The sequence below is a fragment of the Microbacterium sp. ACRRU genome (genome assembly GCF_022346945.1).
GTDB lineage: Bacteria > Actinomycetota > Actinomycetes > Actinomycetales > Microbacteriaceae > Microbacterium > Microbacterium mcarthurae.
In genome coordinates this window covers 52,448-67,860 of sequence record NZ_JAKRNI010000015.1, presented here as the reverse complement: position 1 = coordinate 67,860, position 15,413 = coordinate 52,448, and the positions used below count along the sequence as shown (strand labels likewise).

The 15,413-nt window shown below is 73.2% G+C and carries 11 protein-coding genes and 1 pseudogene; 4 read left to right on the top strand and 8 right to left on the bottom strand.

All coding sequences use genetic code 11. The features are described from left to right. Positions 1-285: 285 nt before the first annotated feature. The 8 genes and pseudogenes from MHY30_RS09180 to MHY30_RS09145 all read right to left on the bottom strand — a co-directional run bounded on the left by MHY30_RS09180 (position 286) and on the right by MHY30_RS09145 (position 10,448). Entirely contained in the window at positions 286-1,245 is a 960-nt protein-coding gene (locus tag MHY30_RS09180) for an NAD(P)-dependent oxidoreductase (RefSeq protein WP_239276580.1), read from the bottom strand. Beyond that, the gene (locus MHY30_RS09175; RefSeq protein ID WP_239276579.1) at positions 1,242-3,896 is read right to left on the bottom strand and encodes an alpha/beta fold hydrolase; all 2,655 of its coding nucleotides are present in this window, start codon (positions 3,894-3,896) and stop codon (positions 1,242-1,244) included. The genes MHY30_RS09180 and MHY30_RS09175 overlap by 4 nt, the downstream gene beginning before the upstream one ends. Beyond that, positions 3,893-4,915, bottom strand: a pseudogene (locus tag MHY30_RS09170) (3-oxoacyl-ACP synthase III). Before MHY30_RS09170 ends, MHY30_RS09175 begins: the two are co-directional and overlap by 4 nt. 149 nt (positions 4,916-5,064) lie before the next feature. Next, positions 5,065-6,366 (bottom strand): DUF58 domain-containing protein, encoded by a 1,302-nt coding sequence (locus tag MHY30_RS09165; RefSeq protein ID WP_239276578.1) that lies wholly within the window; start codon positions 6,364-6,366, stop codon positions 5,065-5,067. Beyond that, positions 6,366-7,403: an AAA family ATPase gene (locus tag MHY30_RS09160; RefSeq protein ID WP_374204599.1), complete on the bottom strand. Its 1,038-nt coding sequence runs from the start codon at positions 7,401-7,403 to the stop codon at positions 6,366-6,368. Before MHY30_RS09160 ends, MHY30_RS09165 begins: the two co-directional genes overlap by 1 nt. Then, entirely contained in the window at positions 7,400-8,575 is a 1,176-nt protein-coding gene (locus tag MHY30_RS09155; protein WP_239276577.1) for a DUF4350 domain-containing protein, read from the bottom strand. Before MHY30_RS09155 ends, MHY30_RS09160 begins: the two co-directional genes overlap by 4 nt. Further along, positions 8,572-9,243, bottom strand: coding sequence for a DUF4129 domain-containing protein (locus tag MHY30_RS09150; protein ID WP_239276576.1), 672 nt, complete (start codon positions 9,241-9,243; stop codon positions 8,572-8,574). Before MHY30_RS09150 ends, MHY30_RS09155 begins: the two co-directional genes overlap by 4 nt. After that, positions 9,240-10,448, bottom strand: coding sequence for a glycerophosphoryl diester phosphodiesterase membrane domain-containing protein (locus MHY30_RS09145; protein WP_239276575.1), 1,209 nt, complete (start codon positions 10,446-10,448; stop codon positions 9,240-9,242). The genes MHY30_RS09150 and MHY30_RS09145 overlap by 4 nt, the downstream gene beginning before the upstream one ends. Before the next feature lie 162 nt (positions 10,449-10,610). Here MHY30_RS09145 and mtrA point away from each other — a divergent pair, with 162 nt between their 5' ends. The 4 genes from mtrA to MHY30_RS09125 all read left to right on the top strand — a co-directional run bounded on the left by mtrA (position 10,611) and on the right by MHY30_RS09125 (position 15,412). Next, the gene (gene mtrA / locus MHY30_RS09140) at positions 10,611-11,291 is read left to right on the top strand and encodes an MtrAB system response regulator MtrA (protein ID WP_239276574.1); all 681 of its coding nucleotides are present in this window, start codon (positions 10,611-10,613) and stop codon (positions 11,289-11,291) included. A 7-nt stretch (positions 11,292-11,298) separates the two neighbouring features. Next, entirely contained in the window at positions 11,299-12,981 is a 1,683-nt protein-coding gene (gene mtrB / locus MHY30_RS09135; RefSeq protein WP_239276573.1) for an MtrAB system histidine kinase MtrB, read from the top strand. Next, on the top strand, positions 12,978-14,636 hold the full coding sequence (locus tag MHY30_RS09130) for an LpqB family beta-propeller domain-containing protein (protein ID WP_239276572.1): 1,659 nt from the start codon (positions 12,978-12,980) through the stop codon (positions 14,634-14,636). The genes mtrB and MHY30_RS09130 overlap by 4 nt, the downstream gene beginning before the upstream one ends. Positions 14,637-14,728: 92 nt before the next feature. After that, positions 14,729-15,412 (top strand): ComF family protein, encoded by a 684-nt coding sequence (locus tag MHY30_RS09125; RefSeq protein ID WP_239276571.1) that lies wholly within the window; start codon positions 14,729-14,731, stop codon positions 15,410-15,412. Position 15,413 lies beyond the last annotated feature (1 nt).

Here is a 15,413-nt window from a genome sequence, read left to right as displayed (position 1 = left end):
GTGGTGCGGTTTTGCAGGAGTTGTGCCGGCCTGGTGCGGTTTCGCCGGAGTTGTGCCGGTTGCCGGAGCGGTGCGGGCCGGGTCGGCGCGGGCCGGGTCGGCGCGGGTGCATATCTCCTGCGGGATGGCCGGTGTTGAGGTGGTGGATGCCGGGGTGGTGCGGTTTCGCCGGAGTTGTGCAGGCCGCACGGGGCAGTGCCGGCCGCGCGGCGGGGGCCGGCCGTGCGAGCCCCAGCGCACGGGGAGAGCCCGCCCCGCGCGGGCGGGGTGGGCGGATGCCGAGGACTAGGCGCGGGCGAGGCGGCGCAGGCCCTCGTCGATCGAGACGGCGGGGGTCCAGCGCAGGTCGCGGCGGATCTCGGTCTGATCGAACCAGTGCGCGGTGGAGAGCTGCTCGGCGAGGAAGCGCGTCATGGGCGGTTCGTCCTGGCCGGGCCGGACGGCCCAGACGCGCTCGACGAGCGCGCCCGCGGCCACGGCGACACGCGCGGGCACACTGAACCGGGGCGGGCGCACGCCCGAGGCGCGGCAGATCCCGGCCAGCAGATCGCCGACGGGCCGGGGCTCACCGTTGGTCAGGACGTAGGCGCGTCCGCTGACGTCGTCGACGCGCGCGAGGGCCGCGGCGATGCCGCTCGCGGCGTTGTCGACGTAGGTGGAGTCGATGAGCGCCGTCCCGCCGTTGAGGAGGGGCAGGCGCCCGCGACGCGCACGGTCGAGCACGCGCGCGATGAGCTGCGTGTCACCGGGCCCCCACACCAGGTGGGGGCGAATGACCACGAGGGATGCCGCGTCACCCGCGCGACCGAGGGCGATCAGCTCCGCTTCGGCCTTGGCGCGGGCGTACTCGCCGCGCGCTCCGGCGGGGTCGGCGGGCTCGGCGCCCACTCCCTGCAGCGCGTGCCCGGCGTGGGCGACCGAGGGAGACGAGACGTGCACGATGCGGGTCACGCCCGCGGCGGTCGCCGCGTCCAGGAGCGTGCGCGTGCCTTCGACGTTGACGGCGTGGAACTCCGCCGGGTCTCCCGCGAGTGAGACCTTCGCCGCCATGTGCACGACGGCGTCGACCCCTTCGACCGCCGCGGCCGTGGCATCCGGGTCCGTCACCGAACCAAGGTGATCCTCGGCTCCGGCGACGCCGGACGGACGTCGCTGCAGCGTTCGCACGTCGTGCCCCGCCTGCTGCAGCGCACGCACGACCGCGCGCCCCAGGAACCCGGATGCTCCGGTCGCGAGAACCTTCACGGTGCCGTCGGCCTTTCGCCGGCGAGCATGCGCTCGGCCCAGGCGGCCAGCCGCGACCGGTCGATCTTGGAGTTGTGGCGGATGTCGGTGGGCAGGGCCGGGACGACGAGCACCGCCGCGAGCGTCTGTGCGGTCGCGGCGCGCGCGACCTCCGTCAGCCCGGGGGATGCCACCGCCGCGCGCCGCACGCCGGGCTCGCGTTCGACCACGGCCACGACGACCTGGCGTCCGACCGGGCCGACGCCGACGGCTGCGGCGCGGACCACACCGGGTACGGCCTCGAGATCCTGCTCGACGCCGACGGGGGTGACCGGACCGTCGGCCGTCGTGATGACGTGCGGGAGACGTCCCTCGATCCACAGGCGTCCGTCCGCGTCGAGGTGGCCGACATCTCCCGTGCGGTGCCAGCGTCCCTCGAAGGCGTCGAGGTCGCGGCGGGCCTCGCGGTCGGTGAGGAAGAGCCGGAAGTACCCGCGCTTGAGGTGCGGTGCGCTGATCACGACCTCACCGGTGATCCCGGCCTGTGTCGTGGGGGCACCCGTGGCCCGGCCCTCGGAGTCCAGCGCCGAGATGCGCACGCCGCCCTGCCCGATCGGGGTGCCGACGCACACGCCACGATCGTCGGATGCCGCGGCATCCTGGATCCCGGGGAGGGTGACGTCGGCGACGAGCAGGCACTCGGTCATGCCGTACGGGGTGTGGGCGGTGGCGTTCGGCATGAGTTCCTGCGCTCGGCGCAGGAGCGGCGTCCCCACCGGGGCGCCGGTCGACAGGAACGTGCGCACGCCCTCGAGGGCCGTCCGGTCGGCGGCCGTGAGGGCGCCCGCGGTGGCCACGACGTTGCGGACCGCCGCGGGGGAGAGGAAGACGATGCGCGCGTCGGACGCGCGCACGGCCGCAGCGACCGCCGCGGCCGTGAGGGTACGCGGAGCCGACACGTCCATGTCGGGGGTCGCCGACCGGGTACCGAGCGCGGGGCCCAGAAGCGCGAACGGCGCGAACCCGGTGACGAGTCCCGTGTCGGGGCCCACCGCGAAGTGCGCGGCGAGAGCGTCGCGAAGCGACGAGAGCTGCCGGTGCGTGTACACCACGCCCTTGGCCGGACCCGTGGAGCCCGAGGTGAAGAGCACGGCGGCGTCGGCGTCGACGGGCGGTGGGGCGGGGAGGGCGCGGCCGCGGCCGGCGCGGGCCACCTCGGCAAGACTCGCCTCGACGCCGAGGGCGCGCCCGGTCGCGGCGGGGAGCGACGCCGCCGAGATGCGGCGTCCCGGCCAGCCCAGGGTCCGTGCGGCCGCGAGGCCGGCGACCTCGCCGATCACCACGTCGGGCACAGCGCCGCGCACCGCGCGGGACAGTCCCCGGATGCCGAGCCCCCGGTCGGCCACGACGACGATCGCGCCGATGCGCAGACACGCGTAGAGCACGGCCGTGAGGGTGGGACCGGGAGGGACGAGCAGCGACACCCGGTCGCCGGCGCGGACGCCCAGGGTGTCGAGACCGGCGGCGATCTCCTCGACGCGGGTGGCGAGCTGTCGCCAGCTGACGCGCAGCGGGGCGCCGTCGACGCGCGTGGCCATGTCGATCACGGCCACGTCGTCATCGTCGCGACGGGCCGACAGCGCCTCCCACAGGGGAGCCGGGGCAGGTCCGTCAGGGGCGTCGTCGGCGGCGGAGCCTGCGGGAGCGGCACCCGCGACGACGTTCTCGGCCAGCCAGTCCAGGACCGCGTCGGCGTAGGGGCGTTCCTCGGCCACGAGATGACCCGCGCCCTCGAAGCGGTGCACGTCGGCGTGGGGGAGGCGTGCGACGAGATCGTCGAGGTGTTCCTCGCCGAACACGGGGTCTTTTGGCCCGCGCAGCAGCAGCGCCGGAACGTCGAGGGTGCGCAGGCCCTCGGCCATGCTCCGCAGCGCCGGCGTGCTCTCGTCGGCGGCCGTGGCGGGGATGTCCGCGACGAATCCGCCGATCCCGCGCCGCCGTCCGGCCGTCGCGTACGGCGCCCGGAAGGCCGCACGCACCGCGGGGTCGAGATCGGCGAGGGCGAGCGTGGTGTCGAGGAACGCGGTCGTGCCCGTGGTCCCGGCGGCGAGCATGCCCCGGGCCGTGGCCACACGCAACGCGAAAGGCAGCGGCGCCCCCTCGGCATGGTGCACGGCGGTGTTGAGGGCGATCACCGCGGCCAGGCGCTCGCGGTGCTGCACCGCCCAGCCGAGCGAGACCGGGCCGCCCCAGTCGTGCCCGATCGTCACGATGGGCGTGCGGATGCCGAGTGCGTCGACGAGACCGGCGAGATCGGCGATCCGCTGCGCGAGCGTCCGTCGCACCTCGGTGCGCTCGGAGAAGCCCATCTCGAGCTGGTCGACGGCGACGACGCGCCACGCGGCACCGTCGGACTCCGCACGCGCGACCGAGGCGCCGACCAGCGCGCGCCAGAGATACGACCATGTCGGGTTGCCGTGCACGGCGACGATCGTGCCGGCCGGCGTGATGCCCCGCTCGGCGAGGGCCGGCCCGGTGTCGAGCACGTGCCACGTGCGTCTCCGGCCGGCATCCATGCCCGTTCCGTCGACGTCGACGAGGCGCGACAGCGACGGGTCGAGGCCGGGAAGCCCGGCGGGAGGCAGCGTCGCGGACAGACCGGTGACGCTCACCAGGCCAGCTCCAGCATCCCGGTGTTCAGCCCGGAGCCCACTCCCATCAGCAGGACACGGTCGCCGCGGCGCAGGGTCTTCTGCTCGTCGACCAGGGTGATCGGAATGGAGGCGGGGCCGACGTTGCCCAGGTGCGGGTAGGTGACCGGCACGCGGCCGCGATCCAGCTTCGCGGCGCGGACGATCGCCGAGGTGTGCACCGACGACACCTGGTGGGTGATGTACCGGTCCATGCCGGTCCAGGAGAACTCTCCCTTGGCTTCCTTCCACGCCGAGACGACGAGGTCGAGGCCGCCCTAGACGAGCTAAATTGCGTAGGTTATCTTGCATTCGACGCTGCAGTCGCACAGGTCGTAGAACTGCGTGGCCGCGCGGGTGACCCCGCCGACGATGCGATGCCCCTCGGGATGGTCGCTCGCGCGACCCAGCACCGCGGCGGCGGCTCCCGACCCCAGCGTGAGGGAGGCGAACTCCTGCATGAACGCATCACGGTCGAGGTCTTCGCGCACGAGTCGGTTGATCGTGTTCACCTGGATCTCATCGGCATCCTCGCCGTTGACGATCAGCGCGTAGCGCACCTGCCCGGACTGGATCATGCCGGCAGCGAGGCTCATGCCGTTGATGAAGCCGAGGCACGCGTTGGCGACGTCGAAGTTGATCGCCGAGCTGGGCAGGCCCAGGCCGTGATGGAGGCGCACCGCCACGGACGGCTCGAGGTGCTTGCGCGTGACGGAGGTGTTGATGATGAGCCCGACCTCGCTCGGGTCGACACCCGCTTCGGCGAGGGCCTGCTTGCCGGCGGCGATCGTCGCCTCGTCGGAGGACTCGCCCTCGGCCCAGTTGCGTCGTTCGACGACACCGGCCACGCGGCGCAGGAGTCCGGGCTTCAGACGCAGACGCGACAGCGCGGGGGCCAGCCGCTCCTCGATGTCGTCGCTGGTGGTCACGCGGCTGGGCAGCACGCTCGCCACCGACACGAGGGCCACGTCGTCGAAGCGGGTGGTGGCGTTTCCTGGCAAGAGAGCTCCCGCATCCTGTGCGTAGACGGCTCAGCCGCGCGCAAAGGGACACATCGGCGGCTGGAGGGTATCCCCCAGAATAAGCCGCGTCGTATGCGACCGGGTGCATAGGGGAGGTGTGCTAGACCGCCGGATGCCGGGACGGGGCGTCAGAGGCGGCCGGCGGCCTTGAGCGCGAGGTAGCGGTCGGCCACGACGGGCGGGAGGTCGTCGGCCGAGGCGGTCACCGCGTCGCCGCCGGCGCGGACGATGGCTCCGCGCACGCGATCGGCATCCGAGCGCGCTCGCTCGATCGCCGCCGCCGCGTAGACCGCGGTGGCGTCGTCGCGGGCGGGAGCCTCGCCGGGCCCGTCGGTCGCGGTGGCGACCAGCAGTCGTGAGCGCGCCGCCACCGCGGGCAGGGACGCGAGGAAGGCCCGGGCGGCCTCCGGATCGTCGGCCGCGGTGAGGAGCACGACCAGTGCGGGGCGCTGCGTCAGGCCGCGCACCTGCGCGAACGCGGCATCCCAGTCGGTGTCGATGAGCTGCGGTTCGACGGGGGCCATCGCGTCGACGAGTGCCGGCAGCAGCTGTGCCCCGTCGACGCGGGTGACGCGGGCGCGGGTGACGCGGTCGAACATCAGCAGATGAACGTGGTCTCCGGCGCGGGCGGCGAGCGCCGCGAGCAGGAGCGCGGACTCCATCGCGGCGTCGAGGCGAGCGCCGTCGCCGACCCGGGCGGCGGCGGTGCGACCGGTGTCGATCACGATCACGACGTGCCGGTCGCGCTCGGGTCGCCACGTGCGCAGCATTGTCGTGCCCGCGCGCGCGGTCGCTCGCCAGTCGATCGAGCGCACGTCGTCGCCGCGGACGTACTCGCGCAGACTGTCGAACTCGGTGCCGGCACCGCGAATCTGGAGCGTCGTGTTGCCGTCGAGTTCGCGTAGGCGCGCGAGCCGCGAGGGCAGGTGCCGTCGTGCGGTGAAGGGGGGAAGTACGCGCAGCCGGGCGGGGACGGGGAGCGTGGCTTGCCGTCCGGCCAATCGCAGCGGCCCCTCGGAGCGCACGACGACGAACTCGCTGCGCAGTTCGCCCCTCCGGCGGGGCAGCAGCGTCAGAGCGGCGCCGCGGCGCTCGCCGGGCGGCACGATGACCCCGAGGCGCTCGGGGGACGCTCCCGCGGTCGGCTGCCACGCGTCGCGCACCCGGGCGCGGAGCGTGCGGCGGCCGCCGTTGCGTACGCGCAGCTCACCCGCGACCGGCTGATCGCGCAGGGCTCGCTCGGGGAGCGTGCGGGTGATCTCGAGTGCGCGCGGGTCGGCCGCCAGGAGCGCGTCGGCCGCGGCGAGGAGGGCGCACAGCACGGCCCATCCCGCCATGACTGCCCACGCGGACGCCCCCGCGGTCGAGAGCAGCACGACCGGGACGACACCGAGCGCAACGAGCAAGGCCAGCCGGCCCGTGACGTACATCAGAGCGGGACGCGGGTCTGCTGCAGAACCGAGGTGAGCACGGAGTCGACCGTGACGCCCTCGATCTCGGCTTCCGGGCGCAGACGGATGCGGTGCCGCCATACCGGGACGAGCATCGTCTGGACGTGGTCCGGGGTGATCGCGGGGTATCCGCCGAGCCACGCCCAGGCCTTCGCCGCCGCGAGTAGGCCCGTCGACCCGCGCGGGCTCACGCCGAGCAGGACGGAGGGGCTCTGCCGTGTGGCGCGCGCGAGGTCCACCACGTATCCCAGGACGTCGTCCGCGACCACGACGGAGGCCGCCGCGCGCTGCGCCGCGAGAATCTCGGTCGGCGTGACGACGGCATCCAGTCCCGCCTCGCGGAGGCGTCGCGGGTCGAACCCTCCGGCGTGCCGGCGCAGCACGTCGACCTCGGCGTCCCGGCCCGGCAGGTCGACGACGAGCTTGAGCAGGAACCGGTCGAGCTGAGCCTCGGGGAGGGTGTACGTGCCCTCGTGCTCGACGGGGTTCTGCGTCGCCGCCACCAGGAACGGATCGGGAAGCGGTCGGCTCAGCCCGTCGGACGAGACCTGGCGCTCCTCCATCGCCTCCAGCAGTGCCGCCTGCGTCTTCGGGGGCGTCCGGTTGATCTCGTCCGCCAGCAGCACGTGCGTGAAGACCGGTCCGGCGCGGAACTCGAACTCTCCGGAGCGGGCGTCGTAGACGAGCGAGCCCGTGACGTCGCCCGGCATGAGGTCGGGAGTGAACTGCACGCGCCGGGTGTCCAGGCCCAGCGCTTGGCTGAACGATCGGACGAGGAGGGTCTTGGCGACGCCCGGAACGCCCTCGAGCAGCACGTGGCCGCGGGCGAGAAGGGCGATGAGCAGCCCGGTCACCGTGCCGTCTTGACCGACGACGGCCTTGCCGACCTCGGTGCGCACCCGGTGCATCGCCTGGCGCAGATCGGCGTCGCCCCCGTTCGCGGAGTGCGGTGCAGCACCGGGGGCGTCAGCGGGCGGATCGCCGGGGTCGGGGGAGCCGAGAGGACTGTCGGTCATCGGGGGGTCCTTTCCGTTCGGAGGGTCGCGCGCACGCTGGTCTCGAGATCGCGGAGGCGATCGCTCGCCGCGACGAGGTCGCGGTCCGTGCGGGGGAGGTCGTCGATCAGGATGCCGCGCACCACCGCGCGTTCGGCGCTCACGCGCTCCGCGACGGCATCCGCGAGCTGCTCGGCGGGGACGCGGGGCGAGAGCCCGAGGAGCCCCGCCAGGCGTCGTCGGGTCGCGTGCCGCAGCTCCGCCAGGGCGTGCGCGGCGTCGCCCGAGGCCGCGTACAGACGTGCCCGGCCCTCGGTGGTCTCGCTCGCGCGCACGGTGACGGGGAGGCGTTCCACGACGAGCGGTCCGAATCGGCGCCCCTGCCAGAGGGCAGCGGCAAGCCCCGCGATCAGCAGCAGCACCAGGGCGGGCGACACCCACGGAGGCGTGAGGTCGCCGATGGTCGGCGCGGCGGCGCCGGTGTCGGCGTCCTCGGGGGACGGGACGTACCAGACGAGGGAGGATGATCGCCCGAGCAGACCCACAGCGAGTGCGGCGTTGCCGTCGCGCGGGAGCGCGCGGTTGGTGAGCACGGTCACACCGTCGACGGCGGCGACGGAGGAACCGTCTCCGCCGGCGACGAGGACGCCGAATCCGTCATCGGCGGGGTAGCACCCCGTGACGCCGTCGCCCGGCAGATACAACTCTCCGACGCGGGCGGGACCCGCCGCCTCCGCTGCCGCGACGTCGCACGCCGGATCGACGGTGCGCTCGTCCACCACGCCGGCCAGCGCGGAGCCGCCGAGCAGGACGTCCAGGCTGCGCGAGCGCGGTTCGACCAGCACGACGTCGCGGGCGCGGGCGGTGAGGCTGCGCAGCGCGTCGTCGGACAGCTCGGGGGCGTCCCGCATCACGAGGGTTCCGGGGGATGCGGTGAGCGCCCGCTCGGCGGCGGCGAGATCGCGCGCGACCGTCACCGTCACGCCCTGCGCCTCGAGCACGCGCACGAGGGCGCGGGTGCCGTCGGGCGCGGGGGATTCGGGGTCGAACGCGTCGCGCTGCGTCCACCCGCCGTACACGATCGTCGTCCCGAACAGTCCGATGACCACGAGGGCCGCGACGAGGACGATCCAGCCCACGGCAGCGCGACTGCGCCGGCGCACCGGCGCCGGAGCGAGCGTGTCGGCGCTCATCGGTTGCCTGCCCGCGTGTCGGTGGCGGCCATGCGGCTCGCCATGGCTGCCTCGTCGAGACGGGTGACCAGCGCGTAGGTCTCGGCGGTCCCCGCGCGCCCGAGGTAGCGCACGTCGTCGAAGGCGCCGGCGCCGTCGGCGGCGGGCGCGGCGAGAGCGGGAAGGGTCTCGCCGACGGATCGGGAGAAGGCGCGCGCCGTGGCGCCGGGCGGCGGATCCACGATGCCGCGTTCGATGAGTCCGCGGGCGAACGCGCGGAACCGCAGGACCACGGCGTCGTCCCACTCGCGTCGCTCGGCTGCCGCTTCGGCATCGGCGCGCAACTGGTCGGCGGAGCGCGCGTCGTCGTGGTCGAACAGAGCCAGGGCGGGCGGCCGCTCCCGCGTGATCGGACGGGGGCGACCCCAGATCAGCACGCCGGTGACGATGGCGGCGACCACCAGGACGGCCAGGACGACGAAGGCCCACGGGCCCCAGTCGCCCGAGACGGGGGCCGTGAACAGCGCTTCAATGGCATCCCGGACCGCGCGGGCCAGACGATCGAACGCCGTCGGCTCGGCAGCCCGGTAGACGGGGTCGGCGAGTTCGCGTTCCGCCCACTCCCGCGCCTCGTCGGGGCCGGGGAGGAGAGGGACGACGGTCGGCCTCGACCAGAGCCCGCTGCTCACGATGCGGACGGGGGGCTGCCGGGCGCGGTCCACGCGGTGGGCTCGGGCGGTGCGGCGGGCACCGGCGGCACGCTCGGGGCGGGCCACGCCGGTGCGGCCCACGTCCCCGCGCGGGGAGCGGCCTCGGCCGCGGGGCTGCCCGGCATCGCGGCCGCGCGAGGATCGACCGCGCGACCGGCACCCACCCGGTACGGGTCGGGGAGGTCGGACGCTCCCGCGTCGCGCGCCTCGACGTAGACCGCGAGATCGTGGTCGAGTCCCTCCACGCGCATGCGGGCGTCCACGTACACCAGCACGGCGGAGGTCGCCTGCACGACGACGGCGACGCACTGGACGAGCAGGATGCCGACCTGCCCGATGAGCTGCACGACGATGAACGCGATCAGGGCGCCGGTGTCGTCGGCGCCGGTCGGGGACACGATCGTCGAGATCCCGCCGGACAGCAGACCCAGAGGCAGGGAGATCACCTGCCCGATCGCGCCGAACGCGAGCGAGATGATGACGATGACCCCGAGCGTGGGCCAGAAGCGACGGCGGGTCAGCACCCAGGACCGCACGATGGCCCGACGGATGCCGATGCCCTCGAGGATCATCGCCGAGGGGACGAGGAAGAGCTTCGTCGCGAGCCACAGGTACAGCGGGATGAGCCCGAGGGCGAACAGCACACCCGTCAGGATTCCGAGCGGAAGCAGCACGAGACCGAGGAGCACGGCGATCCCGCCGAGCACGGCCAGCACCACCGTCGCGGCGAGAAGGGTCAGCAGCGCGTAGCCGATGAGCCGGAGGAACACCGGCCGCACCCGGCGCCACGCGTCGCGCAGCGTGGGCTTCTCGGCGACGACGGCCGAGGCGACCTCGGCGACGACCACGCCCTGGACGAGGACGCTCAGGGTCCCCGCCAGTGCGCCCAGGACGAGGGCGGCGACAGCCGTGAGGGCGATGGAGCCGGTCATGACGGCGTCGAACTCGTCGGTGCCCTCGACGAGGGTGTCCAGCCGCGCGAAGCTGGCGATCGCGACACCGGCCAGCGCGGCGCTCACGATCAGATACGCCAGGGTCTGCACGATCAACGCGAAGCCGAGCAGGACGCGGGGGTTGTGCCGCAGGGCGACGAACGAACGGCCGAGGATGGTGCCGAACCCGTAGGGGTGCAGCGGCACGATTCCGGCGCGCGAGGCCGGCGTCCAGGCGGGATACGCGGTCACGATGACGCCTCCTCGGCGGTCGGCTGTGTCCTTCATCGTGTCACACACCCCGGGCGCGCTCGCCACGCTCGCAGCCTCGTCGACTACGCTCGGGGTGATGCGCCCCCACCCGCGGCGCACTGCCCGTTCCCGGACGGGTCCGAGACGGAAGACGTACACCCGATGACTTCACGGATCCTGGTTGTCGACGATGACACCGCGCTGGCCGAGATGATCGGCATCGTGCTGCGCACCGAGGGATTCGAGACCGTGTTCTGTGCCGACGGTGCGCAGGCGGTCGACGCCTGGCGCACCGAGCGACCCGACCTCATCCTCCTCGACCTCATGCTGCCGGGAGTCGACGGCATCGAGATCTGCACGCGCGTGCGGGCGGAGTCCGGCATCCCGATCATCATGCTGACCGCACGCACCGACACCGCGGATGTGGTCAAGGGGCTGGAGTCGGGAGCCGACGACTACATCGTCAAGCCGTTCAACCCGAAGGAGCTCGTCGCGCGCATCCGCACGCGCCTGCGTCCGGCACAGACCACAGTCGACGAGACGTTGCGCATCGGCGACCTCGTCGTCGACGTCGCCGCGCACGAGGTTCGTCGCGGAGACACCCCGATCGCGCTGACGCCGCTGGAGTTCGAGCTGCTGGTCGCGCTCGCCGAGAAACCGCAGCAGGTCTTCTCGCGCGAGATGCTGCTCGAGCAGGTGTGGGGGTACCACTACAAGGCCGACACCCGTCTGGTGAACGTGCACGTGCAGCGCCTGCGGGCCAAGATCGAGGCGGACCCCGACAACCCGCGGATCGTGACCACCGTCCGCGGCGTGGGATATCGCGCCGGCGCAGTGGCGTGAGGCCCGCATGACCGGCGCGGTGAGAACGCCCCCGGTCCGACGGGTGCGGTCGACCGACTGGCGTCGCGTCCGCGACCGCGTCACCACGCTGTGGCGCCGTTCGTTGCGGTTCCGCACGATCGTGATCACGGTCGCGCTGACGGCCGCGACGATCCTCGTGACCTGCGTGGCGATGGCCCTGGTGATCCAGAACGAGCTCTTCACCTCGCGCAAAGACCAGGTGCTCCTGGAAGCGCAGCGGGCGACGTCCGCGGCCCAGGCGACGCTGGACGCAGCGGTGGACTCGACCGACCCTGCGGCGGCGCAGACGCTGATGAACGGCATCGCCACACGCCTGTCGCAGCAATCCTCGAGCGACCTCATCGCGCTGTACCGCATCGGCCCGCCGTCGCCGCTGGCACCGCAACCCTTCATCTCGCCCGCGTTCGATTCCGGCATCGTCACCGAGGCGCTGCGCACGCAGGTGCAGTCCAACGCCGAGCTGCAGTGGTGGCAGTCGGTGGCGCTCCCCTCCGAAGACGGCCGCGTGGTGCCCGGCATCCTGGTCGGTCATCAGTTGCGGTTCCCCGCCGAGGACGGGGTCGACTACTACGAGCTCTACATGGGCTACGACCTCGCGAGCGCGTCGCAGACGCTTGCGTTCGTGCAGGTGCTGCTGTGGGTCGTCGGCCTGGTCCTGGTGGTGCTGATCGGGGCGATCGCGTGGGTCGTCCTGCGTTCGGTGACGACGCCGATCGCGGATGCCGCCGAAACCAGCGCCAAACTCGCCTCCGGTGACCTGGGAGTGCGGCTGCCGGTGCGCGGCGAGGACGAGCTGGCGACACTGAACCGCTCCTTCAACGCCATGGCCGACAGCATCGAGTCCCAGATCAAGGAGCTCGCCGATCTGTCACTGGTGCAGCAGCGGTTCGTGTCGGACGTGTCGCACGAGCTGCGCACGCCCCTGACGACCATCCGGCTCGCCGCCGACATGATCAACGACCAGCGCGACGAGTTCGAGCCGACGACGGCCCGCGCCGCCGAGTTGCTGCATGCCCAGGTGGAGCGGTTCGAGGTGCTGCTGACCGACCTCCTGGAGATCAGCCGGTACGACGCCGGTTCGGTGCAGCTCGAGCTCGAGCCCACGAGCATGGCGCACCTCGCCGAGGACGTCATCGCCTCGATGGAACAGCTCGCGCTGCAGCACGGCAGCGACGTGCGACTGGTCGCGCCCGGCGGGTACACGCCCATCGACATGGATGCCCGGCGCGTGCGCCGCATCGTCCGGAACCTCCTCGGCAACGCCATCGAGCACGGCGAGGGCCGCCCGATCGTCGTGTCGGTGGACAGCGACCGGGATGCCGTGGCCCTCAGCGTGCGCGACTTCGGTCTGGGCATGCGGTCCGAGGACGTCGAGCGCGTCTTCGACCGGTTCTGGCGTGCTGACCCCTCACGGGTGCGCACGATCGGGGGGACGGGACTCGGGCTGTCGATCGCCCTGGGCGACGCGCGACTGCACGGGGGAACGCTGTCGGTCTGGTCCGAGCTCGGACGCGGCTCCAACTTCTTGCTCACGCTGCCGCGGGACGGCCGTCCCCTGCAGGGTTCGCCATTGCCCCTCGTCCCCGAGGACGAGCAGGGCGGCGCGCTCGAAGCTCTCGGGCTCACACAGCCCATCTCGCTCGGACGAACCGGGAGGACGACATCGTGAAGCGCGCTCTGGCCGCTGTGGGGCTGCTGCTCGTGCTCGTCCTCACCGCGTGCACGGGTCTGCCCACGACCGGGTACGTCAATCCCGGGCGGGGACCGCAGGGAGACGACGCGCAGGACTTCGCGTTCGTCCCGGACGGCCCGCAAGAAGGTGCCACACCGACCGAGATCGTCGAGGGGTTCCTTCGTGCCGGATCCGGGCCGGCCGACGATTGGGCCACCGCCAAGCTCTTCCTCGCGCCGGGCACCCCGTGGGATCCCCGAGCGCGGGTCACGATCGACCGTCTCGCGGACCGCCGCGCGACCCCCGTGCCGGACGGATCGGCGGTCAGCGTGCAGCTGTCCACCGTGGCGGGGGTGGATGCCGACGGCGCCTACTCTCCCGCGGTGACCGGAGCGACCGAGACGCTGTCCTTCGCCCTGGCCCGCGTCGACGACCAGTGGCGCATCACGTCCGCCCCCGACGGAGTCGTGCTGTACGAGGAGGTTTTCCCCACCGTCTACCAGACGGCATCCGTGGCGTACTTCGACCCCACCTGGAGCTTCATCGTGCCCGACGTCCGGTGGTTCCCGCGGCCGCTGGTGGCCAGCCGGGTGACCACGGCACTCGTCGACGGCGCCCCGAGCGCGTGGCTGGCGGATGCCGTGCGCAACGCGTTCCCCGATGAGCTGTCGCTCGTGGGGCGTTCGGTCACGCTGTCGTCGGGCGGTGTCGCGCAGGTCCAGCTTCCGCGTGCGGCGCTCAGCCTCGATCGCACGACCCTCGATCGCATGCAGACGCAGCTCGCGCGGAGTCTCGCCACGGCGGGCATCAGCGACGTGCAGATGACGGTCGACGGCACGCCCGTCGCCGCGAGCGAGCTCCCGGTCCGCATCACCCGCATCGACCCGTCGCCGGCCGTCCTCACGGCCGATGGACGCTTCGGGGTCCTCAGCGGTGAGGAGCTCGAGACGATCCCCTCCCTTTCGGACGCGGTCCAGTCGCTGGCCCCCACGCACATCGAGCTCGAGGCCGACCGAAGCCTCGCCGCCGTTCTGACCGAGCGGGGCGCCGTCGCCAGCGCGCTCGCCGACGGCGGCACCTTCCTCCTCGATGACCGCCCGGGACTCCTCCCGCCGTCGATCGACTCCGAGGGCGAGATCTGGAGCGTCCCGCGCAACGCGCCGTCGCAGGTGCGCGCATTCTCCGCGGAGGGGGTGCCCCGCGACGTCGGGAACGCCTGGCCGGATGCCTCGGAGGTGGTGTCCTTCCAGATCTCCCGCGACGGCACGCGCATCGCCGCGATCGTGACGGTCGCGGGAGTGCGGGAAGTGTGGCTGGCGGGCATCATTCGTGAGGGCGCGGCGGTCAATCTCGGACCGCCGCACGTGCTGTCGTTCGCGGAGACGGGGGCGTTCGACCTGGCCTGGCTCGACGACACCACGGTGGGCGTCCTCACCACCGTCGACGGTGCGACGAGCCTGGACGAGCTCGGCGTCGGCGGCCGGGGCACCGTGGGCTCGGTACCGGAGAACGCCCGGGCCATCGCGGGCGGCAGCGCGAGCGTGCGCATCCTCGACGACGACGGTCGCCTGTACAGCCGGCGGGGGAGCTCGTGGACGCTCGTCGCCACCGACATCCGCGTGCTGGCGGTGCAGCAGGGCACCACGTCCTGACCCGCTCTCCCCAGCGACGGGAGGCGCTCGCGTGTCCCCGGAACGCGGGGCCGAGGACACGCCGTCGACCGACGAAGCGGCATCCTGCCGTCATGCACGGCCTCATTCCGGAGCCCTTGTGGCCCGCGGCGCGCGCGGCCCTGGCCGAGGCTCTGACGTTCTGGTTCCCCGTCGCGTGCGCGGGCTGCGGAGCCCTCGACGTCGACGTATGCGACGCGTGTCGCGCCGCGGTCAGGCCGTCCCTGCACCACGGTCTCGTCGCCCCGGGTGTCGAGGTGGTCAGCGCCCTCCCGTTCGAGGGACCGGTGGCGCGCATCATCCGCTCGTTCAAGGGCGAGGGGCGCACGGGACTCGTCCGCGTGCTCGCCCCTGCCCTCGCTCACGCGCTCGCCGTGATTCCGCCGGGGGCCACGGTGACGACCGTGCCCGCCTCGCGGTCCGCGGATCGCCGGCGCGGCTATCGCCCCGTCGACCTCCTCGCCCGGCGTGCCGGCGCGCACCCGATCCCGCTGTTGCGCGTGCAGAGAACGGCCGCCGATCAGCGCGGGCTCGACCGGGCCCGCAGGCAGAGCAACATGACGGGGGTGTTCGCGGCGCGGAATCCGCCGAAAGGCCCCGTGGTCGTCGTGGACGACGTCCTCACGACCGGGGCCACGCTGCGCGCGGCGGCGAGCGCCCTTCACGACGCGGGCGCGGACCGGGTGATGGCGGTCACGCTCGCGCACACGCCGCGACACAGTGAACATCCACGTGAATCAGGGGGGATTGGCACGTGAC

Bases quoted from the DNA above. Each gene is read 5' to 3' on its own strand.
- MHY30_RS09125 (WP_239276571.1), top strand. From the start codon at position 14,729: ATGCACGGCCTCATTCCGGAGCCCTTGTGGCCCGCGGCGCGCGCGGCC.
- MHY30_RS09160 (WP_374204599.1), bottom strand. From the start codon at position 7,403: ATGACCGACAGTCCTCTCGGCTCCCCCGACCCCGGCGATCCGCCCGCT.
- MHY30_RS09165 (WP_239276578.1), bottom strand. From the start codon at position 6,366: ATGTACGTCACGGGCCGGCTGGCCTTGCTCGTTGCGCTCGGTGTCGTC.
- mtrB (WP_239276573.1), top strand. From the start codon at position 11,299: ATGACCGGCGCGGTGAGAACGCCCCCGGTCCGACGGGTGCGGTCGACC.
- MHY30_RS09155 (WP_239276577.1), bottom strand. From the start codon at position 8,575: ATGAGCGCCGACACGCTCGCTCCGGCGCCGGTGCGCCGGCGCAGTCGC.
- mtrA (WP_239276574.1), top strand. From the start codon at position 10,611: ATGACTTCACGGATCCTGGTTGTCGACGATGACACCGCGCTGGCCGAG.